Below are 26,052 nucleotides of genomic sequence, written 5' to 3'. Positions count from 1 at the left end.
GCTTCGGCTTCACCCTTTGGTGATGGCTTCGTCCAGATTCATCAGGGCGCTGGCCACAGCCTCCAAGGCCTTGGTTTCTCCCTGAGAAACCTGGGCCTCGTAAAGCTGACGCATCACCTCCAGCTCCTCCGGCGCAGCCTCCCTTGCCAGCACCAGGCGAAAGCCTAACCGAAGGCGTGACAAGACATCCGGCACCTTTTGCAGGCGTGCTGCCAGGGCCTGCGTGGCCTCCACGAAGACGGGGTCATTGAGCAAGGTCAGCGCTTGCAACGGGGTGTTGCTGCGGCCGCGCCTCACCACGCAGGCCATGCGTGCACTGGCATCGAAGTTGATGAAGCTGGGATAAGGGGCACCACGTTTCAGCACCACGTAGAGACCGCGCCGGTAACGCATCTCGCCCCTGCTGACTTCATACTTGTATTGCTGCCCGCCCACCTTCGCCCACAGGCCGTCCGGCTGCGGTGGTCGGATGGGGGCTCCGCCCTTTTTCAGGCTCAGCAGGCCGGATACGGCCAGAGCATTGTCGCGGATAGCCTCGGCATCCAACCGGAAGCGCGGCCCCCGCCACAGCAGGACATTCGCGGCATCCGTCTCGGCATTCCTGCTGCCAGCCTGGAACGCGGAGCTCTGCCGGTAGGTGCGGGACATGACGATTTGTTTCAGGATCTTCTTCAGGCTCCAGCCCTGATCCATGAACTCCACGGCCAGCCAGTCCAGCAGCTCTGGATGAGACGGTGGCGCGCCCTTGATGCCGAAGTCCTCGACCGTGGTCACAAGGCCCTGGCCGAAGATCTCCGCCCACAAACGGTTCACGGTCACGCGGGCCGTCAGCGGATTGTTTCGGGCCACCAGCCAGCGGGCGAGTGTTAGGCGGTTGGGCGGGCCCTTCACCTGGAGGTCGAAGATGGATGGCGTCGCTGCCTTCACAGGTTCCGCCGGATCAGTGTACACTCCGCGTTTAAAAACGGCGGTCATGCGTGGCTGAGGCATTTCACGCATGACTTCGGTGGTCGCTGGCTTCAGCCCCTCCAGCTCCTTTTGAAGGGCCTTTGCTTCCCGCGTCAGAGCCACGACGGCTGGGTTCTTTGGGCGGGCTTTGCCGGCCAAGGGCGCGCTGACCGCAGGGAGGCTGGCCTCCACCTCACCAGCCATGGCGGAGAAACGCAGCCGGCCAATCATGCGGCCTGCACCAAACTCCTGCACCAGCTTCAGTTTCAGCTTCATGCCCGCCGTGATCACCAGCGGCTCCTTCAGGGCCAAGGCGGCCCAGTGGGCCTGATGAAACTGCGGATTGATGGCCCACCCCGTCTTCGGATCCTGGTCAATCAGCCCGCCAACATCAAACCGGCTTTGGGAAAAGCTGGCGAAGGCCTGCTTAAAGCTGAGCGGCAAGACCTTGCCTGCTGTGTCCTGCACGGAGACCTCCAGGTGTTGCAATACAAAGTTAGGCCGCGTGGCATCACCCCTGCCCGGCCCGTCTCCAGGCAGCGAAGAATCGGTCAAGGCTTCGAGCAGGAACCCAGTGACACTGCCAGGGCTGAGATCATAGGTCAGCGTATAGGTGTCCACATCCGGCACGGCCCCGATGAAGAGCACACTCTGGTCTCCCTGCACTTCGGCCTCAGAGCCGGAGGCGGAGTCCACCTCGGCAGGTTTCAGCACCCTCACCGACGGCTTGCCCGCTGCGTTTTGGACCGATGGCGACGCAACGGCTTCAGCCTTGGCCAGGCGAGCCTGCACGCTTTTCAGCCGCTGGGTTAGAGCCTCCCGCGCCTCATCCTGTCCCGCGTCGGACATGGCGTAAGGCACGCCGTCAAACCGGATCGAACCAGGCGTTTTTGGGTTGGTGCGTTCCGCCTCTTTCTCGGTGTTGTTGAAGTAGGCCAGCAACTGGTAATAATCCTTCTGGCTGAACGGGTCATACTTGTGGTGATGGCACTGGGCGCATTCTAGAGTGCTGCCCATCCACACCGCCCCTGTGGTGTTCACGCGGTCGATCACCTGGTTGATTCGGCTTTCTTCCGGCTCCGTTCCGGCCTCCACATTCGTCGGCGTGCAGCGGTGAAAGCCAGTGGCGATGATCTGTGCCGGAGTAGCATTGGGCAACAGGTCCCCGGCGATCTGCTCAATGGTGAACTGGTCAAACGGCATATCCTTGTTCAAAGCCTCCACCACCCAGTCCCGGTAACCCCAGACCTCGCGCAGGTCATCCCGCTGAAAGCCATGCGAATCCGCATACCGGGCCAGATCCAGCCAATGACGTGCCCACTTGACCCCAAATTCTGGCGATGCCAACAGGTGGTCCACCAGCTTTTCATAGGTGTCCTCAGAGAGGTTTTGCAGCCGGAGATCTGGAAGAAAGCGGGCCAGGTCTTCCTCAGCAGGTGGCAGGCCGGTGAGATCCTGAAACAGGCGCCGCACCAAAGTATGCGCGGGAGCTACAGCGGAAGGGGTCAAGCCTACCTGCTTCAACTTTTCGCCCACCCAGGCATCCACCGGGTGCTGGCCTTGGGTGTCAGGCAGCTTCGGCTTCACAGGTGGCACGTAGGCCCAGTGCCGGGCCGCCGAGACCGTCTCGGGCCACACGGCTCCAGCAGCGATCCATTCGCGCAGCCCTTGGATTTCCATGGCGGTCAGCGCGTTCCCGCGCCTGGGCATGGCCTGCTTGTCAGACCGAGGCAGAGAGACCCGGCGCAGAAGTTCGCTGGCCTCGGGCTGGCCGGGCACGATGACCGCCCCATGCTCTCCCCCTTTCAGCGCAACGGCCTTCTCATGCAGGCGCAGGCCCGCCTTGGCCACCTCGCCGCCGTGGCATTCAAAGCAGGCGCGCTGCAGCACCGGCAGCACCTCCTGGGCAAAGTCCAGCGCCAGGGCTGGAGAAGCCAGGAGGCAGAAAGAAAGCAACAGACGGTTCACGCCTTCTCAGAACGATGACGGCCCACCCCAGCTTTCCATCCTTACCGGAACTCCCTGCTCAGCCAATGGACTATCCTCGCACATCCGGGAAGATGCCCCCTTGAGCGGCGTATTTAGCCCAGACCCCATGCCCCGGCTTCTTCCCATTTTCTGTCTCCTGGCTGTTCTCCCCGAAAAGGAACTGCCCGCAGTGGACTTTTCCCGGCAGATCCGCCCCATCCTCTCGGAGAACTGTTTCTTCTGCCATGGGCCGGATGAAGCCAAGCGCGAAGCCGGCCTTCGGCTGGACGATGAAAAGGCCGCCAAGGCTGACAATGAAGGCGTGCGGGCCATCGTGCCGGGCAACCCCGACCAAAGCGCCCTCCTTCAACGCATCCTCTCCACCGACAAGGACGAGGTGATGCCCCCACCCAAGCAGCACAAGGTCATCCCTCCAGCGCAAGTGGCCCTGCTCAAACAATGGATCCAGGAAGGAGCCAAATGGGGCGGACACTGGAGTTATGAAAAGGTGGTTAGGCCAGCCATCCCCGCAGCTCCGACAAGCGAGACCAGTGCCGTGGATGCCTTTCTGCTGAAGCGGCTGGCCGAAGAGAAACTGGGCTTCCAGTCGCAGGCCGACTCGGCCACCCTGATCCGTCGCTTGGCCCTTGATCTCACCGGCCTGCCACCCACCCTACAAGAACTGGAGACCTTCAAAAAGGCCCCTTACGAAAAGATGGTGGACCACTTTCTGGCCAAACCAGCCTATGGCGAGCACTGGGCACGCCAATGGCTGGATCTCGCCCGTTATGCGGACAGTTCCGGCTATCCCAGCGATCAGCCACGCGAAATCTGGGCCTTCCGGGACTGGGTGGTGCGGTCCCTGAACCAGAACATGCCGTTTGACCAGTTCACCATCGAACAGATCGCCGGCGACCTGCTGCCCAACCCCACCGATGACCAGCTCATCGCCACCGCCTTTCACCGCAACACCATGACGCAAAACGAAGGCGGCACCAGCGATGAGGAATTCCGCATCGCCGCCGTGGTGGACCGCGTGAACACCACCTTTGCCGTCTGGATGGGTACCACCATGGCCTGCGCCCAGTGCCACACGCACAAGTACGATCCCCTGACCCACAAGGAATATTTCCAGGCCTATGCCTTCCTGAATCAAAGCGCCGATGCCGACAAAAAGGACGAAGCCCCTTTCCATGAAATCCTCCCCGCCGAAGTGAAGCAGCAGCGCCAGCAATGGAAGCAGGAACTCGCCAAGCTGGAGGCCCAGTTTGCCAAAAACCCCGAGGGCTGGATGAAAGGCTATGATGCCTGGCTGGCGACCAAACCTGCCCTCAAGGACAAAAAAGCCGCCGAGGCCCTGGCCGTGATGGCAGAAAAACGCACGGCGGAACAGAAAAAGACGCTGCAAACCTACTACGTGCGTTTCGTCGCTCCCGAAGCCAAGACGGAACGCGCCAAGCTTAATCTCCTGAACAAGGAATTGAACCGCACCAAACCCGTCACCGTGCCTGTGATGCTGGACCTGCCTGCCAAGGAACGTCGCAAGACCTACATCCAGCTCCGTGGCAACTGGCAGGCCCTGGGCGAAGAGGTGCAGGAAGGCACACCTGCCACTTTCCCTCCCCTGCCGGCAGGGGCACCCCGCAATCGTCTGACATTGGCCCGCTGGCTGGTGAGCCATGATAATCCGCTGACAGCCCGTGTGACCGTCAACCGGTTGTGGGAAAGTTTGTTCGGCATCGGCCTGGTGCGCACCAGTGAGGAATTTGGCAGCCAAGGGGAGCTGCCCTTCCACCCAGAGCTGCTGGACTGGCTGGCTGCCGAATTCATGGACAAAGGCTGGGACCTGAAACACATGCTGCGGCTCATGGTCACTTCCCAGGCTTACCGCCAGGACTCCCGCAGCAACGCGGAACTCAATGAGCGCGATCCTGAAAACCGCCTGCTGGCCCGGGGCCCCCGCTTCCGTGCCACGGGTGAACTGCTGCGCGACCAGGCCCTGGCCGTGAGCGGCCTGCTGAGTGCCAAAATGGGCGGCCCTTCCGTGCGGCCCATGGCCCCGAACATGGGCCTGACCACCGCCTTTGGCCGCAGCAATGACTGGACGCTGAGCGAAGGTGAGGACAAGCACCGCCGCAGCCTCTACACCGAGATGCGGCGCAACAGCCCCTACCCCAGCTTCAGCACCTTCGATGCGCCTAACCGCGAAGTGTGTACCGTCCGCCGGGGCCGCACCAACACCCCGCTCCAGGCCTTCGTCACGCTCAATGACCCCGTCTTCATCGAGGCCCATCAGGCCATGGCCCGGCGTCTGATGGGCGTGGATGACAAGATCGCCCTCCTGTACCAGCTCTGCGTTTCCCGGGCTCCCACGACGCAGGAGCGCAGCACCCTGCAAAAGCTCCATGACGAAGCCCTGGCCGACTATCGCTCCCACCCGAATGAAGCCGTGAAAATGGCCACGGATCCCCTGGGGCCTGCCCCCAAAGACGCAGACATCGCCGAACTCGCCGCCTGGACCACTGTGGCCAATGTGGTGATGAACCTGGATGAGTTTGTGATGCGGAGATAACCCCCTTGCCCTGACTGTTCCCCATGAATCCCGTCCGCCACGACAGCCTCCAGTTCACCACGCGCCGCACCTTCCTCAGCGGGGCCGGGCAGTTCAGCCTGGGGGCGATCGCCCTCCAGGCCCTGCAAGGCACCAGCACGGCGATGCCGGTCACGGACAATCCCATGGCACCGCGCGTCACCCACCATGCGGCCAAGGCCAAGCGCGTCATCTACCTGCACATGTCCGGGGCACCGCCGCATCTGGACCTGTTTGATTATAAACCGGAGCTGGTGAAGCACGATGGGCAGAACTGCCCGGACTCCATTCTCAAAGGCCGCACCTTCGCCTTCACCACGGGCGTGCCCAAGCTGATGGGCACCCCGCGCAGCTTTAAACAGTATGGCAAGGCGGGCATGTGGATGAGCGATGCCTGCCCGAACTTCCACACCATCGCCGATGAGATCACCATGGTGCGGTCCATGCACACGGACCAGTTCAACCACGCCCCGGCAGAGCTGCTGCTTTTCACCGGCCACACGCGGCAGGGACGGCCTTCCATGGGCTCCTGGGCAACCTATGGGCTGGGCACGGAAAACCAGGATCTGCCAGGGTTTGTGACCCTGATCTCCAGTGGTACTCAGCCCAGCGGCGGCCAGGGCCTGTGGGGTAGCGGGTTCATCCCCTCCGTCTATCAGGGGGTGCAGTGCCGCAGCAAAGGCGACCCGGTATTGTATGCCTCTGATCCCGCCGGGATGAGCCGAAACCTGCGCCGTCGCACGCTGGATGCGCTGAAGGAACTCAATGAACAGCAGGCAGCCGAACTGGGCCATGCGGAAACGGTGACCCGCATCGCCCAATACGAACTGGCCTATCGCATGCAGATGAGTGTACCGGAGGTCATGGATATCTCCAAAGAGCCGGCCAAGGTCATTGAAGACTATGGGGCCAAGCCCGGCGAGGCCAGCTTTGCCAATAACTGCCTGCTGGCACGTCGCCTGGTGGAAAAAGGCGTGCGCTTTGTGCAGCTCTTTGACTGGGGCTGGGACTTTCATGGCACCTCGGAAGCCTCAGGCATCACCGACGGCCTAACCAAAAAGATGGCCGAAACTGACAAGCCCGTAGCTGCGCTGATCAAGGACCTGAAACAGCGTGGGCTTCTGGAGGACACCCTGATCATTTGGGGCGGCGAATTCGGCCGCACGCCTTTCCGCGAAGGCCGCACTGCCGCCAGCAAGGTGCTGGGGCGGGACCACTACCCAGACTGCTTCACGCTCTTCATGGCCGGGGGCGGGGTGAAGTCCGGCTTTGACTATGGCAGCACGGATGAGCTGGGTTTCAGCGTGGCTGAAAAAAAGGTCCACGTTCATGACTTCCAGGCCACCGTGATGCACCTCCTGGGCTTTGACCATGAGCGCTTCACCTACCGCTTCCAGGGCCGCAATTACCGCCTCACCGATGTGCATGGCCATGTGGTGAAAGACCTCCTAGCCTAGCCAGGCCCTTCTCAGTCCTGCGAACCGGACGCCCTGAACATTGCGATTTGGCCCGTTGCAAACACTGGAATTGTCGTTAGCCTCGCGTCGCTCAGTCTCACTTGTGGATGCTGTAGCATTCAAACAAACACGTTACAAAACACACTATGAAATACGCCCTCCTCGCTCTCGCAGCATCGGTCATCGCCGGTGGTCTCGTCTCCTGCGCTTCCAAGGCTCCCCCACCGCCACCACCAGCGCCGGTGCAGATGAGCAAGTAATTTGAATGGTTTGGAGGTCGTCTCATAGACTACCTGTTTCCAACCGACACTCTCTCTATGATCCGTCTTCTCTCCATTGGCCTCGCTTCCGCCTCCCTGCTGCTCGCTTCCTGCGCCAGCAAAAAGGCTGAATGCTCCTCCTGCGACGCTGCCGGCAGCAAAAAAGCTGCGGCGGCGTGCTGCTCGAAAGACAAGAGCGCCTGCTGCGACTCCAAAAAGGGTCACAAGCACTAAGACTTAACTCCGGTGGTTCAGCCACCCACGTCGCACCGCACGCTGGTCACCTGGCGGGCGGTGCTTCATTTTACCCCTGCATGCCAGCCGCCGTGCCGAGACGCTGGCGGCGCTTGTGCAGCACCTCCCGCACAATCCGGGTGAGGTCGGCGCTGTCATAGGGCTTGGGCAAAACATCCGCAAAGCCGTGCGCACGGGGATGCAACATGGCGGGATCGCTGCGATAACCGCTGGAAACAATCGCATCCACCTGCGGGTCCAGTTGCCGCAGCAGTTCCATGGCTCGGGCTCCGCCCATGCCCATGGGAATGGTGAGATCAATCAGAACCAGATCGAAAGGCTGGCCGGCGAGCATGGCCTCGCTGTAACAGCGCACCGTGTCCACCCCGTCCCCGGTCTCCACGATCTCAAAACCTTCCTGCTTGAGATTGCGCACGATGAGCTGGCGCAGCAGCAGGTCATCCTCCAGCACCAGCACCCGGCCCTGGAGCGGGCGGGTGGAGGAAGCGGGTGTGGTCTGCACCGGAACGGATGTGGTTTCCGGAGCGGTGGTGAGGCTGGCGAGAAGGGTCTGCTTGAACTCGGCCGCCGAGGCGTAGCGCTGGTTCCGGTCGGGTAGCAGGGCACGCACGATGACCATGTCCAGCCGCGGATCCGTGCCGACCATGGCCGAAGGCGGCTGCCAGGCTCCGCGCGGGACTGTACCGGTGAGCATCTGGTAAAAGACGACACCGAGGGCGTAAATGTCCGCACGGTGGTCGATCACGGCCCGGGTGTCATACTGCTCAGGCGCAGCATAGTCCGGGGTGCCCATGGCCATGTGGCTCTGGGTGAGAAGCGTGCTGGGTCTGTCAAATCGCTTGGCCAGGCCAAAGTCGGCCAGCTTCACCCGGCCATCCTGGGCGATCAACACATTAGCCGGCTTGATGTCCCGATGGACCAGACCTTTGGAATGCGCATAAAACAACGCATCACAAAGTGCGGGCACGATTTCCACTGCCCGGGCCGGCGTCATCTGCCGGGTGCTGAGCAAGTGGTGCAGATCGGTGCCCTCAATGAACTCCATCACGTAGTAGAGGTAATCCCCCACCACGCCAAAATCATAGACGCTGACGATGTTGGGGTGGTTCATCTGGGCCAGCGACTGCGCTTCCCGGCGGAACCTTTCCGCATAGGCATAGTCGGTGCCGTGCTGGCGATGCAGAATCTTGATAGCGACGGAGCGGTCCAGCTTCATCTGCTGCCCACGATAGACGGCCCCCATGCCACCCTGACCGATGAGGGCATCAAAGGCGTACTCCCCAGCTGGCATCATGCTCGTCAACTCGGCTGGCGAAGGATAAATCTGCTGCGGAGGCCAGCCCGCCACGCCTTCGGACGCCGAAGGAGCCGCTGGAGACGGCTTCGAACGTTTGCCGAAGGAGAAAAAACGCTTCATGTGGCCAGAGATCTAAAGGGTCCGAACAGTCCGAAGATTGTCCCCCTCCCGCAAGCGTTCTCTTCTCAAACCGCCGTCTTCATGTTAGCCTAAAGGATGGCCGCGCCGTTTTCCAGCTTTGCAGACCCAGAACTGAGTTCTCTGGAAGAGAAACTGGCGGCCCGCCGGGAACAGTTTGCCCAGCACGCGCTCCAGCAAAGCCCGGCCGCCCTCATCGAAGGGCTGCCTGCTCGTCTGATCCAGCAGACTCTGGACGGCATCCTGGCCGATGAAGGCAGCGTCTGGCTGGCGATGGAGCAATCCCAGGTGCTGGTTCCCGTTTGGAACAATGGCCCGGATGCCGCACGTTTTGTCGGCAGCTTCCGCCTACCGGCCACGCAGGGCATCACAGGCATGGTCTTCACCAGCGGCCTGGCTGCGAGCGAGAGCGAAGTCTGCTTTCACCAACGGCAAAACCGGGAACTTGACCGCAGCCTGAGTGTGCTGACGTGGGCCATGCTGGCTGTGCCGCTGAAATTCGCAGGTGAGCTGCGTGGCGTGATCACAGCCGTGCGCCTGATCCGCCTAAAAGATCTGCCCGATCTGGCTCAAGTGCCCGAATCACAGGCCGACTTTCCACCTGGCTACCTTACGCCGCCAGCCTTCGCCATCGCGGACCTGCAGGCGATGGAAACAGTGGCCGCAGCCGCTGGAAGACTGATCGAGCATCGGCTGACGGCCTGGGTCCTTGGCACGGAAGAATGACCATGACCCTCTCTGACCTCCAACATGCCACCGGCAAAGGTGTGCGCATCGCCATCCTGGACTCCGGGGTGGAGGTGACGCACCCGGCCCTGGCTGGGCTGACGCTGAGGGACGACGTCACCTTTGCCCGCGAAGGCTCTTTTCTCAAAGTCACCGAAGGTGCCGGAGATGTGATGGGGCATGGCACCGCCATCGCCTGGATCATCCGCAATCTGGCCCCCGAAGCAGAAATCGGCAGCTTCCGCGTCCTGGATGGTGATCTCCGCAGCCGCACCACCATCATCTGGGAGGCCGCCCGGCTGGCCATGCAGCGCGGCTATCACATCCTGAACTGTAGCTTTGGCAGCCCAGGCGAGGCACGCTTTGTCATGCCCTACAAGGAATGGACGGACGAGGCCTACCTGCGCCGCACCCACCTAGTGGCCGCGTGCAGCAATGAGGATGCCAACCTGCGCGAGTGGCCGGGCTGGTTCCCCACCGCCATCACGGTGAACTTGGCCGATCTGCCCGACCAGCCCTGGGCCCACCGCCCAGGCAGCATGGTGGAATTTCTCGCCCATGGACATCAGGTGCGAGTGCCCTGGCAGGGCGGGTGGAAGGTGGTAACCGGCAGCAGCTTTGCCGCCCCGCGCGTCACTGGCTGGCTGGCACGGCTGCTCTCCTTGCGGCCAGACCTCAGCGTGGAAAGTGCGAAAGAACTCATGCGCACGCTGGCGCCTCCCCTTCCCCTGACGGAGAAGCGTTAGGCCGCGCGATTGCGGATGGCCTTGCCCAGGTAGCGCAGATACTCGGGGTGTTCCTTGAGCAATTGAGCCAAGGCGGACCGCTCTTTGGCATCGGCCTGGCCTGCGGCAAAGGCATCCAAACGCGGCATCACTTCCGCAGGCGGATCACCCATGTCGTGGCCTTCCACGTCGGGCGCCATGCGGCGGAGGAACTGGGAGAGGATGGAAAGGTCGTGTTCGGCATTCATGGCGGTGTGTCTGTCCGTTGATGCAGGTGAAAAGGTAAACTTGCGCAGAAACTGGTCTTTTTTATTCGGAAGGCCCCAGAATGGCCTCCGCCCCTTCGCCACAGGCTTCCAGGAGGTCCTGCCAGGAGATCTGCAAGGAAGGCTCCTTTTCTGCTAGGTAAGTCAGCGTGGCATCACGGATCTGCTCCATGGCCTCCGTCTTTTTGCGTGAGATGGTGCCCTCATGGCAGCCACCCCACACGGCACAAAGGTCCCTCTGTTTGACTTCCTGCAGCAGGGACAGCCTCAAGACCAGCAGGGCCTCGGCATCGGTCTGGGCCAGCGCATGCAGCAGGGCGTCCCGCAGCAGTTGGGCCAGCGGAGTCTCCTGGGGGGCTGGCCGCTCCTCTTTTGACAAGGTGTCCAGCGGATCAGCGTCGCTGTCTTCATGCGTTAGGTTCGTCGCTGGCACCATGCGGCGGTGCTTGCGCAGGTATTCCAGCCAAGCATTCGCCGCCATGGTGCGCACAAAACCCACCAAGGGGCCGCTGCCAGAATAAGCCTCCAGTTTTTTCTGGGCCCAGAGCTTTTCCGTCACGATTCCCACCACTTCCTTGGCATCCGCATCCGTGGCACCAGCCGCGCCCAACTTCGCCAGCATGGCCGGTTTCAGTTCCTGATCAAAACGGGCCCAGGCAGCCTTATCACCGTCCAGCAGATCCTGGGCAAATTCGTAGTCGGCCGCATGAAAGCTGCCAGGCAGGGCAGACGCGGCTTGGGCGGCGGGCTCAGAGGTCATGCGGCTTTTTACTCGGAAAGTCCCTGGCCTGCCACCTGAAAGCGGGCGTTGTCACCACCGTAAAGGCATTTTCAAATGAACAGTGTCTTTTAAGATTGCCTTAGCCAGGGATTGTCGGTTAGACTTGTCACCCGTCCTTTTGAAGAAAGCATGACCGCCGCCCCCCCACGACGCTCTTTCATCTTTCTGCTGCTGTTAGCTTCAGCAGCCATACCGGCTATGGGCCAGTCATTGCCTAAAGTCAGTGCCACCGGCAGCGCCGTGGCCAACCCGCCGTCCTCCATCGCCGTGCCACGGGTGAACTCACCCACCATGCCGCGCCTGAGCTACTCCAAGTACCCGTGGAAGACCGACATCATGGCCACCGTCTTTTGGGTCGGTGAACAGCCCACGGAAAACAACCCGACGCCGAATAACAAGAGCTCCTGGGACACGGAATGGGAAAAAAACTTCGGCGGCTACGATGATCCAGATCCCCTCAAACGCGGCAACAACTTCTGCCCGCTGAATTTCACCCCGGGCCTGAACCCTTTCTACATTGCGCTGCCTTATAACGACTGTCTGGACTACTCCACGCACAAGCCGGAAGCCTCCCGCGTGATCCCGTGGTTCAAGCAGCGCTTCACCAAGTCCGGCAAGACCGTCCTCCGTGGCACCTGGGTGGCGATCCGTTATGGCAACCGCGTGTGCTACGCCCAGTGGGAAGACTGCGGCCCCTTCGTCACGGACGATCACGAGTATGTCTTTGGCAATGCCAAGCCCAAGAACACCAGCAACCGTGGCGCGGGCATCGATGTCAGCCCGGCCGTGCGTGACTACCTGGGCATGAACAGCAATGGAAAATGCGATTGGCGCTTTGTGGACGTCCACGAAGTCCCCGTGGGCCCCTGGCGCACGCTCGGGAATAACAATCATTTCGTCAAAGCGCAGGTGCAGCAGCAAACACAGCGCAAGGCCGATGTGGCCTCCCGGCTGGAAGAGCTGCGCAAGGCCCGCGATGCCTACTTCAAGCAGAGCGGAAACTCGGATCAGCGGATCCGCTAATTCTCCGGCTGCCGTTTGGGCACTCCGGTTCTCTGCGCCGCATAAATGCCCGACGGGCCGCTGACGAAGTAAGCCACAAAGCAGGCCACGCCGAAGTAAACCGAGTAGTGGGCACCGAACAATTCGATGCCCATGATCGTGCAAGCCAGCGGCGTATTGGCCGCCCCGGCAAACACGGCGATGAAACCCAATGCGGCAAATAGCGCGACGGGCTCTTGCAACAGAAGCCCTAGCACATGGCCCAGAGTGGAGCCGATGAAGAACAAGGGCGTCACCTCCCCGCCCTTGAATCCACTGCCCAACGTCACCGAGGTCAACAGCGTCTTCCATAGCCAGCTCCAGGGCGTAACGCCCCCTGACTCGAACGAGGACACGATACTCACCCCGCCTTCACGGGTGGCCTCGACCCCCAATCCCAAATAATCCCGCGTCCCCAAAAGGAACACCAGCGCGATGACCACCAGCCCGCCCACGGCAGGCCGCAGCGGCGGGTAACTGACCAGACGGGCCAGCCCACGCTGGATGGCATGAGTGAACCCGGCAAAAAAACGGGCCATGAGGCCAAAGGCCACCGCCGCCAGCCCTGCCTTCAACAGCAGCACTCCGTCCAAAGAAGCGCGCAAACCGGCCTCCGGGGCCACCTCCAGGTGATACAGCGTGTGATGAATGCCCCAGGCGGTGCAAGTGGCATCTCCCACGATGCTGGCCACCAGCACCGGGATGAGGGCCTCATAATTCACCCGGCCGATGATCAGCACTTCCATGGCAAAAATGGCCCCGGTCAACGGCGTGCCGAAGACTGCGCCAAAGCCCGCCGCGATGCCGCACATGAGCATCAGCCGCCGGTTTGGTGAATCCACACGAAACCACCGCGCCAGCAGACCCGCCAAACTGCCGCCCATCTGCACCGCCGTTCCTTCTCGGCCCGCAGAGCCACCGAACAAATGCGTCACCAACGTGCCTAGCAAAACGAGTGGAGCCATTCGGGCGGGAACCCCGCCACCAGGCTGATGGATTTCATCAATGAGCAGATTGTTTCCACGTTCGGCGCCTTTCCCAAAACGATGGTAAAGCCAACCCACCAGAACGCCCCCGACCGGCAGTCCCCAGAGCAGTTCCGGGTGCGTTGCATGCGTCCGAGTCGTCCAGTCCAGCGACCAAAGAAACAGGGCGCTGGCAGAGCCACCCACCAGGCCCACAGGCAACGCCAGCAGCGTCCAGCGCAGCAGCAGGGCCAGATCGCTGAAATGGGAGGACAAGAGGCGCTTCATCACGGAAACCGCACTTTTCCCCGGCCCGGCCCAGGCGTCCAGCGTGGATGTTTGCTGTGAGATGCCGCCGCGGCCTTCGTTGTGATGCTTCCTGCCTATGAAAGCCTTCCTCTTCTCCTGGTCCCTGATGGCGGTCGCTCTGGCCGCCGGAGCCGAGACCCGCCCCAACATCGTCTTTTTCTTGGTGGATGATCTGGGCCGTCAGGACATCGGCTGTTATGGCAGCACCTTTTACGAAACTCCCCACGTGGATCGGCTGGCCAAAGAAGGTGCCCGCTTCACCGATGCGTATGCCGCCTGCCCGGTGTGCTCCCCCACACGCGCGGCGGTGCAAACCGGACGCTGGCCCCAGCGCACGGGCGTGACCGACTACATCGGCGCGGCCCTAAAACCGGAGCTGTGGAAGCGCAATACCAAGCTGCTGCCCGCCCCCTACAGTGATCGGCTGGCGCACGAGGAAGTAACGATGGCCGAGATGCTGAAGTCCGCTGGCTATGCCACCTTTTTTGCCGGCAAATGGCACCTGGGCCCTGAAGGCTGGTGGCCGGAAAACCAGGGTTACGATCACAACCTGGGCGGCGTGGACAAGGGCGGCCCTTACGGACGCGGCAAATACTTCGTGCCCTATGACAACCCACGCCTCCCCGATGGCCCGCCCGGCGAACACCTGCCAGACCGCCTCGCCACGGAAACCGGCAAATTCATGGAGGCCAACCGGGACAAGCCCTTCTTTGCCTTCTTCTCCTTTTACTCCGTCCACACACCGCTCCAGTCGCGGCCAGACCTGGAGAAAAAGTATCAGGAAAAACGCCACCGCCTGGGACTGGAAGCCCAGTGGGGCCGAGAAGACAGCCGGGAGGTGCGTCTCGTCCAGGAACATGCCGTGTATGCAGGCATGGTGGAGGCGATGGATCTGGCCGTCGGCAAGGTGCTGGCCAAGCTGGACGAACTGGGCCTCGCTGAAAACACGCTGGTCATCTTCACCTCAGACAATGGCGGCCTCTCCACCAGTGAAGGTTCCCCCACCTCCAACCTGCCCCTGCGCGGCGGCAAAGGCTGGATGTATGAAGGCGGCATCCGCGAGCCCCTCGTCATCCGCTGGCCCGCTGTGCTGAAAGCAGGCACCGTCATCGAGACCCCCGTGTGCAGTCCAGACTACTTTGCCACCGCCCTGGAGGTGGCCCAGGGAAAAACCGCCGCGCAGGTGGATGGCGTGAGCCTGCTTCCCCTCCTCAAAGGTGGTAGCCTGCCAGAGCGCGCCCTCTACTGGCACTACCCTCATTACGGCAACCAAGGGGGAGCCCCAGGCGCGGCCATTCGCATGGGCGACTGGAAACTCATCGAATGGTACGAGGACGGCAGGCGGGAGCTCTTCAACCTGCGCGAAGATCTGGGCGAGCAGAAGGACTTGGCCACCTCAAACCCTGATCAAGTCACCGCCCTGGCAGCCAAACTGGAGGCTTGGCGCAAAGACGTCGGTGCCCTCATGCCCACACCGAACCCCGGTTATGATGCCAGCCAGCCCAGCGGACGACTGCCCGGGGCTGCGGCCAAGTCAAAGAATAAGAAAAAGTAAGGCCACGCGGCCTGCCCCCAAGGGGGAGCCGACCACCTTCACTCACCTTGAGGCAAACCTTCCCGGAGTGCGGGGGTAAGCGCCAAGGTGAGGGGCTTTCAGACTATTCGGCTGCGGGTGCGGCACTCGCCGGGCTGCCACCACCACCGGTAGAGACGCCTTTTTCAGCCAGCTTCGCCTTCACGGCGGTTTCGATCTCTGTGTAAAGAGCTGCATCCGCCTTCAGGGCTTCCTTGGCGGCATCACGGCCCTGGGCGAGCTGGGTGCCTTTGTAGCTGATCCAGGAACCGCGCTTCTGCAGGATGTCGTTTTCCATGGCCAGATCCAGCATGGACCCGACATTGGAGATGCCCTCGTTGTACATGATGTCGAACTCAGCCTCGGTGTAAGGAGGGGCGAGCTTGTTTTTGACGACCTTCAGCTTCGTGCGGTTACCGGTGACGGTACCGTCGCTGCTCTTGATTGCGCCGATGCGGCGGATGTCCACACGGACGCTGGAGTAGAATTTCAGGGCCTTGCCGCCAGGGGTGGTTTCTGGGTTGCCGAACATGACGCCGATCTTTTCACGGATCTGGTTCGTGAAGATGACGCAGGTGCGGGCCTTGGAGATGATGGCGGTGAGCTTTCTCAGCGCGGCGCTCATGAGACGGGCCTGGGCACCGACGGTGGAGTCGCCAATGTCGCCTTCCAGTTCCTGGCGGGTGACGAGGGCGGCCACGGAGTCGATGACGATGACGTCGAGGGCATTGGAACGGACGAGCGTTTCGCAAATGCGCAGGGCTTCTTCACCCGAACTAGGCTGGGAGACGAGCAGTTCATCCATCTTCACACCCAGACGGCGCGCATAGTTGGGATCGAGTGCGTGCTCGACGTCAATGAAAGCGGCTAGACCCCCGGTCTTCTGGGCCTGGGCAATGACGGTGAGCGTGAGTGTGGTCTTACCCGAGGATTCCGGGCCGTAAACTTCCACCACACGGCCGCGGGCGAAACCGCCGACGCCAAGGGCCTGGTCAATCAAGACGTTCCCCGTAGGAATGACGGCCACATCCACCTTTTCATTGCCTGCCATGCGCAGGATGGACCCCTCGCCAAAGTCTTTCTGGATCTGCTGGATGGCGATGTCCAGATTGCGGGACCGGGCCTCGGCAATCTTGTTGGCGTTGGGCTCGGCAGAGGATTCTTTTGCTGGGGACTTGGCCATGGTGGTAGGTCGTGATTAAATGTTCGGGCGAACACTTGAAGCATAATTGTTCTCTCGTAAAGCACTTTTACGGGAATGCCCGGATTTAAAGCAGGAGGCGCTACGGAAGCAAGCGCGCAGACGCACCCATGCAGGAACACCTTGGCGAAACACCAAAGTGCGCTTAAGATCAGTTTCCCTTCTGATGCCTGAACGCCCGCCACTATCCGCCGTCGGCGCTACGACTTGGCGGCTCAATGACCCGACCGAGGTGATGGCCGGTGATCAGGCTTTTTCCTGGCGGCAGTCCCTGCTGCTGGCAAACATGGCGGGCTTTTTGGGCGGCTACTTTGTCATGTACAACCAGTGGCTACAGCTCACCTGGGGACTGGTCCTGGCAGTGCTGTGGATGCTGGCAGGCGGGCATGCAGACTTGGCCGAAGCCCTGAAACGGGACCGCTGGATGCAGGGAGTCGCCGCGCTTTGGTCTCTGCTGCTGCTGCGCAGTTCCATCTTTGATTCTCCCGGGGCCGCACTTTCCACCCTATGGCTGGGCTGGGGCAACAGCCTTTTGCTCTTGGGCTTTCTGCTGACGCTGTGGCAGGCCGCCAAACGTGCGGATGCCGTGATGGCACTGGGCAAGCCGCTGGTGGCCATGGCCGCCGTGGCCGCCTGTGTGAGTCTGGGGGTGTTTTACACCGTGCATCCCGAGGCCGTCTTTGGCGCACGGCTGCGCAATTGGTTTGTCTATGGCGGGTGGAACTCGGTCAATTCCGGCCTCACCTTTGGTTTCGCCGCCTGCTGGGCCGCCAGTGGCTGGATGGCCGCCACTGGAACGCGCAACCGCCGCCGCTGGCTGCTGGCCCTGGTGCTGCTGGATGCCGCCACGGTGCTGACGCTGAGCCGCGGTGCCCTCTTTGCCCTTCTGGCAGCGCATCTCATGCTGTTTGTTGTCATCGGTTGGAGGCGCGGGTGGCGGCCCGTGGCTGTCCTGGCTGGTATCCTGGCCCTGTTCCAAATCTCCGCCCCCCTGATCGCCGACCTAGCCGCCAAGGATGCCCTGAAACGCCGTGGGATCGCCAATGAATCGGCCGCCTCGCTGGAATTGGGCGACAGTGTGGTTTCCTCCAATCCCATGCAGAAGGCGATGGCGCGGTCTGACAACGGACGTTTTCTGATTTACGCCGCTGCGATCGGCTGCATGACCACCTGGCAGGACTGGTTGCTGGGCAAGGGTATGTGGGCAGATGATGACTGCTGGTCCTGCTCCCTGCACTGGTATCCTGAGCATCTGCACGGCGTCTTTTGGGACACCTTCGTTCATGGCGGGCTGCCGGGCATTCTCGGCCTGCTGGCGCTGGCCACCTGGGGCCTTAAAAGAGCGTATTTCCTGGCCCGGAACGGAGAGCCTGCCTGGCTGATGCTGAGCGGCTTTGGTCTCACTGGCCTGCTTTTCGACGGTGACAGCGTCTGGGCGCTGATCAGCGTCGCCCGCTATGAGCCGTTGCTGTTTTGGACACCGCTGGTGATCGCTTCTGCGAGATTCATGCAGGTGACTTCCCGTTCTGCCGCCTGATCCAGGCCAGGAAGACCCACGCTACCAGTGCCCCGGTGCTGGCTCCGGTGAAATCGGCCAGCCAGTCGCCCAGGTCATTGCCGCTGCGCCCCGGAGTGAAGGTCTGGTGATACTCATCCACCGCGCCGATGACAGCGCCAAAGGCAGCCCCGGCTGCCAGCCAGACCCAGCGGCCCCGCAAAGGCACCTGCGGAAGAAACAAAGCCAGCGCAAAGCAGAAACCACCACCGCTGAAGTAGAGGAAGTGGACGATCTTGTCCTGAAACGGAATCTCCGGCCCGGTGGGCAGCCTGCTCCGCGAAGAAAGCGTGAACAGGACCACGCCCCAAATGCCCCCCCCCAGCCACCAAAGCCAGCGCTGGGAGGTGAGGCGGACAAGCAAGGAGGAAAGGGCAGCGACCATGGGCTGCCATAGCCCATCTGCCGCTTGGCTCAACCCCGAACTACTCGCGCATTTCCTGCTCCATCCGTTCGCTGAGCCACTGCTTGATCATGCTCTGATAGTTCAGGTAGCGGCGGCGGGCGATGCGCTTGATGCGGCTGAGCATGCGCGGATCAAACCGCAGGGTGATGGTGGTGGATTCGCGTACGTCCGACCGGTGAATGGACATCTGCATGAGGCGGGGATCCACCTGATGCGCCGCCCAGAACTGGCCCTCGGCCTCGGCCGTGTCAAAGGCCGGCACCTCCTTCCACGCATGGATGGCCGGCAGTTCATCACTGAACCGGGGGATCTGCGTGGTCTCAACTTTGCGTCGTGGTGCTTCCATGGTTACATGTCCTCAGCTTTTTTGCGCTCGAAAAAGTCCGCCTCGGTATGCGTCATGTCACGGGCATAAATGACCCGGTAACGCTTGCCGTCTGTCCAGAAAACTCCAAACACGGCCCGGCCGCTCAGGGCTTTGCCGAGATTATAATAACGGGCGCTGGTGCCGTCGCCATTGTCATCGGGCAGCAGCTTCAGCGAAAAAGGATCCTCAAATGACTCCTCAATATCCTTGGGAGGCAGTTTCGTGAGGTCAAAAGCAACGCCAAGCCAGTCGAAGTCCATAATTTGTTATCTATTGAGCATCAACGCCATGAGAGCATCCACTTTCGCTCCTATTTCCGATATTGGATCAGTTCTATTTCATAGCCCTCCGGGGCATCTATGAATGCAAACGTGCCGCTGGAGCTTTCCGTAGGCCCATCTGAAAGGGGATAGCCTTTTTCCTCCGCGTGTTTGGCAAAGGCCTCCAAATCTTCCACCTCAAAGGCCAGGTGGGTGACATCCGGCCCAAGGGTGACGGGGCCGCTGGCGGGAAAGGAGCAAATTTCGATGAGCTCATCGCTGTTCGGGGTCTTCAGGAAGACCAGTTCCGAACCACGCGGGGACTTGTGCCGTTTGATCTCTTCCAGGCCGAGCACGTCTTTGTAAAACGAGACCGTTTTGCTCAGATCGTTCACGCGATAGCGGGTGTGAAGGAGTTTGGTGACCATAAAAAAGCTGTGGATTGCCCTATGCCACAGGCCGCACCACCTCGCAACTGACCATGTCCCGGATTACTGAACAGCAGCTTTTGGAGAGTTTTGAAAAAGGGTGCGAAGTGCCGTTTGCAGCTTTGGGCCCCACTGTTTCCCTGCATCTTGGACGAGAGCTTGCCGAGCTTCCACAGAACGCAGTCCCGTGATCAAACTCAAAAGGTCTGTTTCGGTGAATTTTCCGCCCCGAAATCCCTGCACAATACAACTCACACAGTCATGAATCTGGTCCCGCTGTATCTCTGAGGGTGGAGCCTGCAAGATGACCTGCAAATAGCCATCGAGAATGCGGTGGAAAGCCTCCTCCGCCAGTTCCCGGAGTGGGCGACTCCGCAGGCAATAATCTCTGAAGAGAGCTTTTCCTTCGGAGCCTTGAATCAACTGATTCAGGGAGGTGACAAGAGCCCGATCCTGCAAAAAAGCACGGGCGAGCAGACCGGGACCATGACCTGCGGCCATCGACTCCTCTGGGCCTGTCAGTAGACGAGCAAGGATGTCAGCCATCAGCTCGGGCGTCCATGCCCGCGCTGCACAGCCTAACATCGCCCCATCTACAATGAGGGTCGTCGGGGCAGCATGACGGCGGAGGTTTAAGACTGAAAGGGCCTCTTCCAGCCGAGCTGAAAAAGCGGTGGGATTCTCCATGACCAGTGCTGCCTCTAGGAGACAGGCAGCGATCTTTAGGCGAGGAGGGCTCAGAGGGGCTGCGCGCCATTTTCGGGTGATCTCGAGGGCTTCCAGAACCCTGCCTTGGCGGGCATGCCCACGCGCCAGTTCCAACTGGAGAAAACCACGCTCGGGTTCTTCTTCGGCGAGACTATTATTCCAGCGCTGGATGAGGTTTCCTATCCACGCTGTTTTCTCCGGGTGATCCAGCCAGCAGGCCATGTCTAGACAAAGCAGCATCTGATGCCGATCAGCCCGGCTCAAAGGAACGATACTCACGCCTTTCAAGGCCTGTTGGAAAAGCATACGCGCCGTTTCATCCGTTCCATTGAAATGACGCGCGAAGCCAAAGTTCATCGCCACCTCCACTGGCAAATAGCCTAACAAATGATGGGCCTGAATGGCCATTTCCACCTCGGGATTCCGCTGCATGATGCGCAAGCTAGAAGACTGACGCCGATAGGCGTTGGCGATGCGCTGTTTCTGCTCTGCCCGGAGATCCCGCAGCATGGCAAGGGTCTCTGGCCCAGCCGACATGAGGTGCTGCAAATAAGGGGCAGCGGCATCTAGATGACCAGCGGTAGCCTGATGCTGCCAAAGACGAAAACAGGCGAGTGAACTCCAGGGCCGTAACTGACGTGAGAGCAGGGTCGCCCAGGTCTCGGCCGCTTCTGTCATTCGTCCCTGGGCGGATTGGCATTCCCCAATTTTGTACGCAGCCTCAGCTCCGTGCTGCGGATCTCCCAAAAGGGCCGCATAGGCCCCTTGAGCCTCTAGCCACTGGCCTTGGACAGCGAGGGCATCTCCGCTTTCAAGGGGTGTGGGTTGGCGCGGCAAATCACGAGTTTGGAGAGTGAGTGCAGTCAGTCGAATGCGTGAAGGCCAGTCCAAGCCTAGATCACAAGGACCAGCGATCATGTAGAGGTCCCGATATTCCACGCGCACTCCTCCTGATATTTCTCCACTCAGCAAACTTCCCTCCACCCGGGCAGTGATCTGCAATGGGCCTGATAAAGGTTTTGAACGAAAGACCGGCGTGGTCGCTAGCAGAGTCTCCTCCCGCATGAGACAAAGAAGCCCTGCAAAGTCAGCGCGCTGCATCCCTGCCACATGGGTTGCTTGGGGAAGATTTTGGGCAGCCTCACGACCATAAAGGCGGACGAAATGACGGGTATGAGAAGATCGCAGGCAGAAACCCACGTAGCGCTTGAGTGTCGCAGGTGGATGAAAAGTGGCTTTCACCTCCAATTGCCGTGGGACAGACCCTTTTATAAACACGCGGTCTAAATTCTCACGCCCAGGCTGAGACACCGAATAGAGAGCATCCGCCTCGACACGGACCTGCCCCAGCGAAAACGCTTCCTGCACTTCAACGAAGGGAGGAGTCAGCGCCACCCGTGTCTCCCAGCGAGATTGCCGATCTGCTAAGAGGCGGTTGAGTGCCTGCGCACGCGATGCCTCACCCTCAGCACACCAGGCGAGAATGGACTGAAGGGCAGGCACCTGCTCATCAAGCAGGCGAGGTTCCTCCAAGGCTTCCTCCACTTGGTGAAAGGCCGCATTACGTAGTTTGTGAAGATAGACTTCCGCTTCTAGCGAAGGCAATTGGCTGACTTGATGCGCGACCGCTTCCAATGCTGGGACAGACCACACGATCGAAGTTAGAGTTTCGCTGATTTGCTGACGTTTTGCGGCTAAAGCGGCTTCGTGATGGGTCACCCACCCATGCCAAAGACCCACAGCCGCAAAAACGACACAAGCGGTCAATGCCAAGATCAATGCGGGGTGGTGACTGGCGCGGCGCAGCCAATGGATGGACGGGGAGAGCGGACGAGCCCGGATGGCTGTATCACGCAACCAGCGATCCAAGTCCTCGGCCAATTCTGAGCCATTGGCGTAGCGTTCTGCGCGGCGTAATGACAGTGCTTTCAGACAAATGACTTCCAGTTCACGAGGAAGGTCTCTTTGATAAAAAGAAGGGCGGTGCGGCAACTCCTCAGAAGCATGAGAACGCATGACCTCCGCCAGGGTTCCCGGGTAAGGTAGCCTGTCTGTAATCAATTCATAAAGTACCACGCCTAAAGCATAGACATCTGCCTGGGGACCAACTTCACAGCGGTCTGTGCGGAGCTGCTCGGGCGCCATGTAATGTGCGGTGCCAATGGCTTCACGAGTCAGTGTGAGCGTCAATTCACCCTCCGGTTTGACGATTCCAAAGTCCACAATCACAGGCTCCTGGGTCTGCTCATGAACTAAAATATTGGAGGGTTTTAAATCTCGATGTACCACCCCATGGCTATGCATGTAGCCCGCTGCGCGGGACACCTTCTGTAGAAGGCGGGCCCGGGCTTTTAGATCCAAGGTTTGCTGCTGGCACCAGGTCTTCAGATCAGGGCCCTGCACGAAGGCCATCGCTAGACAACCCACCCCCTGTGTGATTTTAAAATCTAGAACACGGGCAAGATTGGGGTGCGGTGTCGGCTCTTGAAGACGACGCAGAGTGAGAGCTTCCGTTTCAAAGCGAGCCAGGGCACGCTCGTCATTCATCAACCCGGGATCAATGATTTTCAGCGCCGTCTTTAAACCGAGCTCACGGTGCCAAGCTTCGTAAACACGTCCCATCCCCCCGCGTGCGACCATTTCACGCACCAGATATCGCTCCTGCCAGCCCAGCTCGATGAGCCAGGCCGGCACTGGAGGGTCACCTTCATCATGTGTGTCTGCCATGCCTCGTGAGGCAGGCAGACTAAACGGTGTCTGGCACTTTGGCTAGTCTGGACGAGATCCCAGCTCAAAGAGCACGGAGCGAATCGCCGTTTTCTTCGGATCAGGCTGGTCCTCGTCTGGCGCATCTGGAAGCAAAACATGTCCAGTGGCGAGATTGGAATCGGAGAAGAACAAACCGCTGAAAGTGCCGACTCGTTGAAGGGTCTGCGGTTTACCCCCATTGATCGGATTATTTTCCGTGAGAATGAAGCTGCCGACCAGGCTGCCAGTCTTTGCATTGAAGCTGATTTTGAAGGCCTTTGGATTTTCAGCCCCCTTGGGGACGACCATGACATTCTTATCAGTTAGACCGAGAAGTTGCGTGAAGGACGGTTCCGTTTGTTCTGTCGAGACAGTGATCTGGGCGTTGGCTGGCTCAGCCTGAGTGATGCCAAAGAGTCGAGTCCCGGAGACTGGAGCCACATATTTCCCTCCATTAACGCCGCGCGAGATTGCCGGAAATCCATTGGCGTAAGAGCGGGTGAAGGGGCTCAAGGGCTGCGGCAGTTTGCCCCAATTGACAGTACCCGTGATGGGCCGATTGGAGTCTTCGGTGATACGGATGCGGCCTTGCAGCATACCCGTGCCTTTATACAGCGGAGTATGCATGTCATAAAAGAGGGCTTGCTCCAGTGCGCCAGCACCTGTCACCGCCGTGCCATCGGCCAAGCGGCCCTTCCAGATGACCGACCCCGTTTTGCCTACGGTCGTGACCAGCCAGCCATCTCCATCAGGGATCCCGCCTGGCTGTTCCAATCCCCCATAAATCAAGGTGTGGTGATTGCCCAGGTAGGAAGTCGGCACCGGTTGCTTGCTGGACCAGGGTGTACGATCTCCCTCTATTTCCGCGCTGAGGTAAGGCTCTCCATCCATAGACGCCTCGGGCTGAGTCAGCACCTGAATCACATCATTCGTTAGGTCCGAAATCCACAGTGAGCCATCGACCTGCGGTGTGACATGGCTGATCACAGCCGTAGATACTCCACGGGCGATGCCCCCAGGCGCGACTGGGAAAATGGTGGTCACCAATCCGGTGACTGAAATACGGCGGATGCAGGCCCCAGCATTGTCCACGACGAGCAACGCGCCATCGGCCGCCAGAGAGATCTCCGTAGGTCCGCTGAACCGGCTATGTTTGAGTGGCCCATCCTCCGTACCTGGATTGCCCAAGATACCTGCATAGGTACTGACCGTCCCAGTGGAGGTCACCTTGCGGATGGCGTGGTTCCCGGTATCGGCGATGTAAAGATTACCCGCCTTGTCTGCCACGATGCCACGCGGTTGATTAAAGCGTGCCTTCGCTCCACTACCTTCGACGGCACCGGATTGAAGATCCACACCAGCGAGGGTGCTGACGAGACCGGCGGTCGTGATCCGCCTTAGCGTATGGGCCAAACGATCTGTGACGTAAAGGTCCCCTTTCGGTCCGTAGGCCAGACCATGGGGCTCGCGGAAACGAGCCTGAGCCAAGGTTCCATTGGTCGTCATGGCTTCACTCGCAGAACCAGCAAAGGTGGTCGGCTCTAAGCTACCTCCGATGGCACTCGGTGTCCGCCGCAAGCAATGATTCAGGGTGTCGGCGATGATCAATTGATTGCTCGGACTCAACACAAGGTCATTCATTTCAGAAAAAAGGGCACTGCCTCCATCCTGATAGCCGGAGGTCCCAGATTGCCCAGCGATGCGGTCAATGAATTGAAGGCTGTTTAAGCTGCCAGTCGCGCGGATGGTAAAATTCCCGCGATCCAAAATGGCCCATTCGCCATCAGGCTTCATCAAGATGGCCCCTGGGTCTTTAAATCGTGCCGCCGCTAAGTCGCCATTGGTGTCTCCTTCGCCAAGACCGATCTGATCCGTGGTCTCAAAATTAGGCAGCGATTCATCGCTGAGGATGCCAGTCAGGTCATCCTCAGCAGGATCCACCCGGAACCGCAAAACCAGGGCCCCGGGTTTCAGCTTATTAGCAGTCATGCGTGCAGTCCCGCTCGCCACTTCACCGGAGGCATCCACCTCCAAGGAGCCTTTGAAGGAAAGCTTTACGCCGTGGTAATAGAGATAGCCTGAATACGTGCCGGTGGAACTCAACGTCAGGACCACGCTGCCCCCCAGACCAGAGCCCCCCACCTGTCCACCGAATTTGGCCGCGAGCTCCACAACGCCACGATAGATTCCCACAAGATCTTCATTCAGGGAAAGGATGGTCAACGGAATGGCCTTGGCCGGACCCGTGCCAAGACGATTCGTGGCTGTCACCTGGACCTTGTAGTTACCAGGTTTGGTTGGCCGCCCGGTGATCCTCCCAGAGGAACTCATGCTAAGCCCAGCAGGGAGACCACTGGCTCGGTAACCCAGAATAGTCTCCGGCGCGGCTGAGAGCTGAATATCTACGGCCTGACCAGTCATGTAAGTGGAGAAGTTGCTGGTGCTCACCACGGGTCGGGTGATGACGGCGACCTCCACCAACTGATAATCGTACGTCAACACCGCATCGCCCACACCAGGCATCTTCACGGTCAGGCGGTAAGCACCAAAATCTGCAGCATCGGCAAGAGTGGCCTTCGAGATGCGCAGAGCCGCCGTCGTGGCACCAGAGATACGAGAGCTGTTTTTGATCAACGTTTCACCCAGTCTCCATTCATAGCTCAGGTCCGGACCCGCGACTTCACAGAACAGTTCAATGTTGCCGCCTTCGTCAACAGTAATGGCCTCTGGATTTCCTTCACCGACCACAGCCAACCGCCTGGGATCTAAAGTCACACTGCCAGTGCTGTCCGTCACCGTTACCCGATAAAGTCCCGCATCCTCCAGATCCACCGTACTTAGGCTCAGAACCGTGCGAGTGCCTGCGGGCGCTGGAATGTCCACCCCGTCCTTCTGCCATTGACAAGTTACCTGACCAGTTCCCGTGGCATCGAAAAAAAACTCCGTGGAGGAATTATTCCGCACGATTTGATGAGAGGAATAAAAAGAAACTTCAGGCGCTGCCATCCCCCATTGAGGCAGGAACAGGAAAGAGGTGAAAATCAGGTGGGCGAGTAATTTCATCTGGGATAAGGCGTATC

Annotated in this window: 20 protein-coding genes; 8 read left to right on the top strand and 12 right to left on the bottom strand. The window is 60.3% G+C overall.

Annotated elements, in window-relative coordinates:
* Nucleotides 1-9: 9 nt before the first annotated feature.
* Complete coding sequence (locus ABEB25_RS21325; RefSeq protein WP_345738470.1) at nt 10-2,916, bottom strand: PSD1 and planctomycete cytochrome C domain-containing protein; 2,907 nt, start codon at nt 2,914-2,916, stop codon at nt 10-12.
* A gap of 127 nt (nt 2,917-3,043) precedes the next feature.
* On the opposite strand from ABEB25_RS21325, the gene ABEB25_RS21320 reads away from it, so the two are divergent.
* The 3 genes from ABEB25_RS21320 (at nt 3,044) to ABEB25_RS21310 (ending at nt 7,457) form a co-directional block, all read left to right on the top strand.
* Nucleotides 3,044-5,488 carry a PSD1 and planctomycete cytochrome C domain-containing protein gene (locus ABEB25_RS21320; RefSeq protein WP_345738469.1) on the top strand — a complete coding sequence of 815 codons (2,445 nt, stop codon included), beginning with the start codon at nt 3,044-3,046 and terminating at the stop codon, nt 5,486-5,488.
* 23 nt (nt 5,489-5,511) lie between these two features.
* On the top strand, nt 5,512-6,963 hold the full coding sequence (locus ABEB25_RS21315; RefSeq protein ID WP_345738468.1) for a DUF1501 domain-containing protein: 1,452 nt from the start codon (nt 5,512-5,514) through the stop codon (nt 6,961-6,963).
* A gap of 317 nt (nt 6,964-7,280) precedes the next feature.
* A complete protein-coding gene (locus ABEB25_RS21310) occupies nt 7,281-7,457 on the top strand; it encodes a hypothetical protein (RefSeq protein ID WP_345738467.1) in 177 nt (58 codons plus the stop codon).
* 70 nt (nt 7,458-7,527) lie between these two features.
* On the opposite strand, the gene ABEB25_RS21305 is transcribed toward ABEB25_RS21310, so the two are convergent.
* A complete protein-coding gene (locus ABEB25_RS21305; protein ID WP_345738466.1) occupies nt 7,528-8,895 on the bottom strand; it encodes a protein kinase domain-containing protein in 1,368 nt (455 codons plus the stop codon).
* Between the two features lie 96 nt (nt 8,896-8,991).
* Here ABEB25_RS21305 and ABEB25_RS21300 point away from each other — a divergent pair, with 96 nt between their 5' ends.
* A complete protein-coding gene (locus ABEB25_RS21300; RefSeq protein ID WP_345738465.1) occupies nt 8,992-9,639 on the top strand; it encodes a GAF domain-containing protein in 648 nt (215 codons plus the stop codon).
* A gap of 2 nt (nt 9,640-9,641) precedes the next feature.
* The gene (locus ABEB25_RS21295; RefSeq protein ID WP_345738464.1) at nt 9,642-10,385 is read left to right on the top strand and encodes a S8 family serine peptidase; all 744 of its coding nucleotides are present in this window, start codon (nt 9,642-9,644) and stop codon (nt 10,383-10,385) included.
* On the opposite strand, the gene ABEB25_RS21290 is transcribed toward ABEB25_RS21295, so the two are convergent.
* Nucleotides 10,382-10,612, bottom strand: a complete 231-nt coding sequence (locus ABEB25_RS21290; RefSeq protein ID WP_345738463.1) for a hypothetical protein — start codon at nt 10,610-10,612, stop codon at nt 10,382-10,384. The two genes, ABEB25_RS21295 and ABEB25_RS21290, sit on opposite strands and share 4 nt — an antisense overlap.
* Before the next feature lie 61 nt (nt 10,613-10,673).
* Entirely contained in the window at nt 10,674-11,390 is a 717-nt protein-coding gene (locus ABEB25_RS21285; RefSeq protein ID WP_345738462.1) for an RNA polymerase sigma factor, read from the bottom strand.
* Between the two features lie 150 nt (nt 11,391-11,540).
* On the opposite strand from ABEB25_RS21285, the gene ABEB25_RS21280 reads away from it, so the two are divergent.
* On the top strand, nt 11,541-12,434 hold the full coding sequence (locus ABEB25_RS21280) for a hypothetical protein (protein WP_345738461.1): 894 nt from the start codon (nt 11,541-11,543) through the stop codon (nt 12,432-12,434).
* Here the strand turns inward: ABEB25_RS21280 and ABEB25_RS21275 are convergent.
* Nucleotides 12,431-13,705 carry a voltage-gated chloride channel family protein gene (locus ABEB25_RS21275; RefSeq protein WP_345738460.1) on the bottom strand — a complete coding sequence of 425 codons (1,275 nt, stop codon included), beginning with the start codon at nt 13,703-13,705 and terminating at the stop codon, nt 12,431-12,433. The genes ABEB25_RS21280 and ABEB25_RS21275 overlap by 4 nt on opposite strands.
* Before the next feature lie 97 nt (nt 13,706-13,802).
* On the opposite strand from ABEB25_RS21275, the gene ABEB25_RS21270 reads away from it, so the two are divergent.
* Nucleotides 13,803-15,281 (top strand): sulfatase, encoded by a 1,479-nt coding sequence (locus tag ABEB25_RS21270; protein ID WP_345738459.1) that lies wholly within the window; start codon nt 13,803-13,805, stop codon nt 15,279-15,281.
* A gap of 103 nt (nt 15,282-15,384) precedes the next feature.
* Here the strand turns inward: ABEB25_RS21270 and recA are convergent, their stop codons facing one another.
* Nucleotides 15,385-16,482 (bottom strand): recombinase RecA, encoded by a 1,098-nt coding sequence (gene recA, locus ABEB25_RS21265; protein WP_345738458.1) that lies wholly within the window; start codon nt 16,480-16,482, stop codon nt 15,385-15,387.
* Nucleotides 16,483-16,666: 184 nt separating this feature from the next.
* Between recA and ABEB25_RS21260 the strand changes: the two genes are divergently transcribed.
* Nucleotides 16,667-18,037, top strand: coding sequence for an O-antigen ligase family protein (locus ABEB25_RS21260; protein WP_345738457.1), 1,371 nt, complete (start codon nt 16,667-16,669; stop codon nt 18,035-18,037).
* On the opposite strand, the gene ABEB25_RS21255 is transcribed toward ABEB25_RS21260, so the two are convergent.
* The 6 genes from ABEB25_RS21255 to ABEB25_RS21230 form a co-directional block, all read right to left on the bottom strand.
* Nucleotides 18,006-18,440 carry a VanZ family protein gene (locus ABEB25_RS21255; RefSeq protein ID WP_345738456.1) on the bottom strand — a complete coding sequence of 145 codons (435 nt, stop codon included), beginning with the start codon at nt 18,438-18,440 and terminating at the stop codon, nt 18,006-18,008. The two genes, ABEB25_RS21260 and ABEB25_RS21255, sit on opposite strands and share 32 nt — an antisense overlap.
* Nucleotides 18,441-18,480: 40 nt before the next feature.
* On the bottom strand, nt 18,481-18,807 hold the full coding sequence (locus ABEB25_RS21250) for a CopG family antitoxin (protein ID WP_345738455.1): 327 nt from the start codon (nt 18,805-18,807) through the stop codon (nt 18,481-18,483).
* A gap of 2 nt (nt 18,808-18,809) precedes the next feature.
* Nucleotides 18,810-19,088, bottom strand: coding sequence for a BrnT family toxin (locus tag ABEB25_RS21245; RefSeq protein WP_345738454.1), 279 nt, complete (start codon nt 19,086-19,088; stop codon nt 18,810-18,812).
* Between the two features lie 50 nt (nt 19,089-19,138).
* Complete coding sequence (locus tag ABEB25_RS21240) at nt 19,139-19,516, bottom strand: VOC family protein (RefSeq protein ID WP_345738453.1); 378 nt, start codon at nt 19,514-19,516, stop codon at nt 19,139-19,141.
* A gap of 63 nt (nt 19,517-19,579) precedes the next feature.
* The gene (locus tag ABEB25_RS21235) at nt 19,580-22,951 is read right to left on the bottom strand and encodes a protein kinase domain-containing protein (protein ID WP_345738452.1); all 3,372 of its coding nucleotides are present in this window, start codon (nt 22,949-22,951) and stop codon (nt 19,580-19,582) included.
* A gap of 42 nt (nt 22,952-22,993) precedes the next feature.
* Nucleotides 22,994-26,035, bottom strand: a complete 3,042-nt coding sequence (locus tag ABEB25_RS21230) for a putative Ig domain-containing protein (RefSeq protein WP_345738451.1) — start codon at nt 26,033-26,035, stop codon at nt 22,994-22,996.
* Nucleotides 26,036-26,052 lie beyond the last annotated feature (17 nt).

The sequence above is a fragment of the Prosthecobacter algae genome, from assembly GCF_039542385.1.
Lineage (GTDB): Bacteria > Verrucomicrobiota > Verrucomicrobiia > Verrucomicrobiales > Verrucomicrobiaceae > Prosthecobacter > Prosthecobacter algae.
Note: the sequence above shows the minus strand (reverse complement) of the source record. Positions and strands in the feature narration are given on the sequence as shown.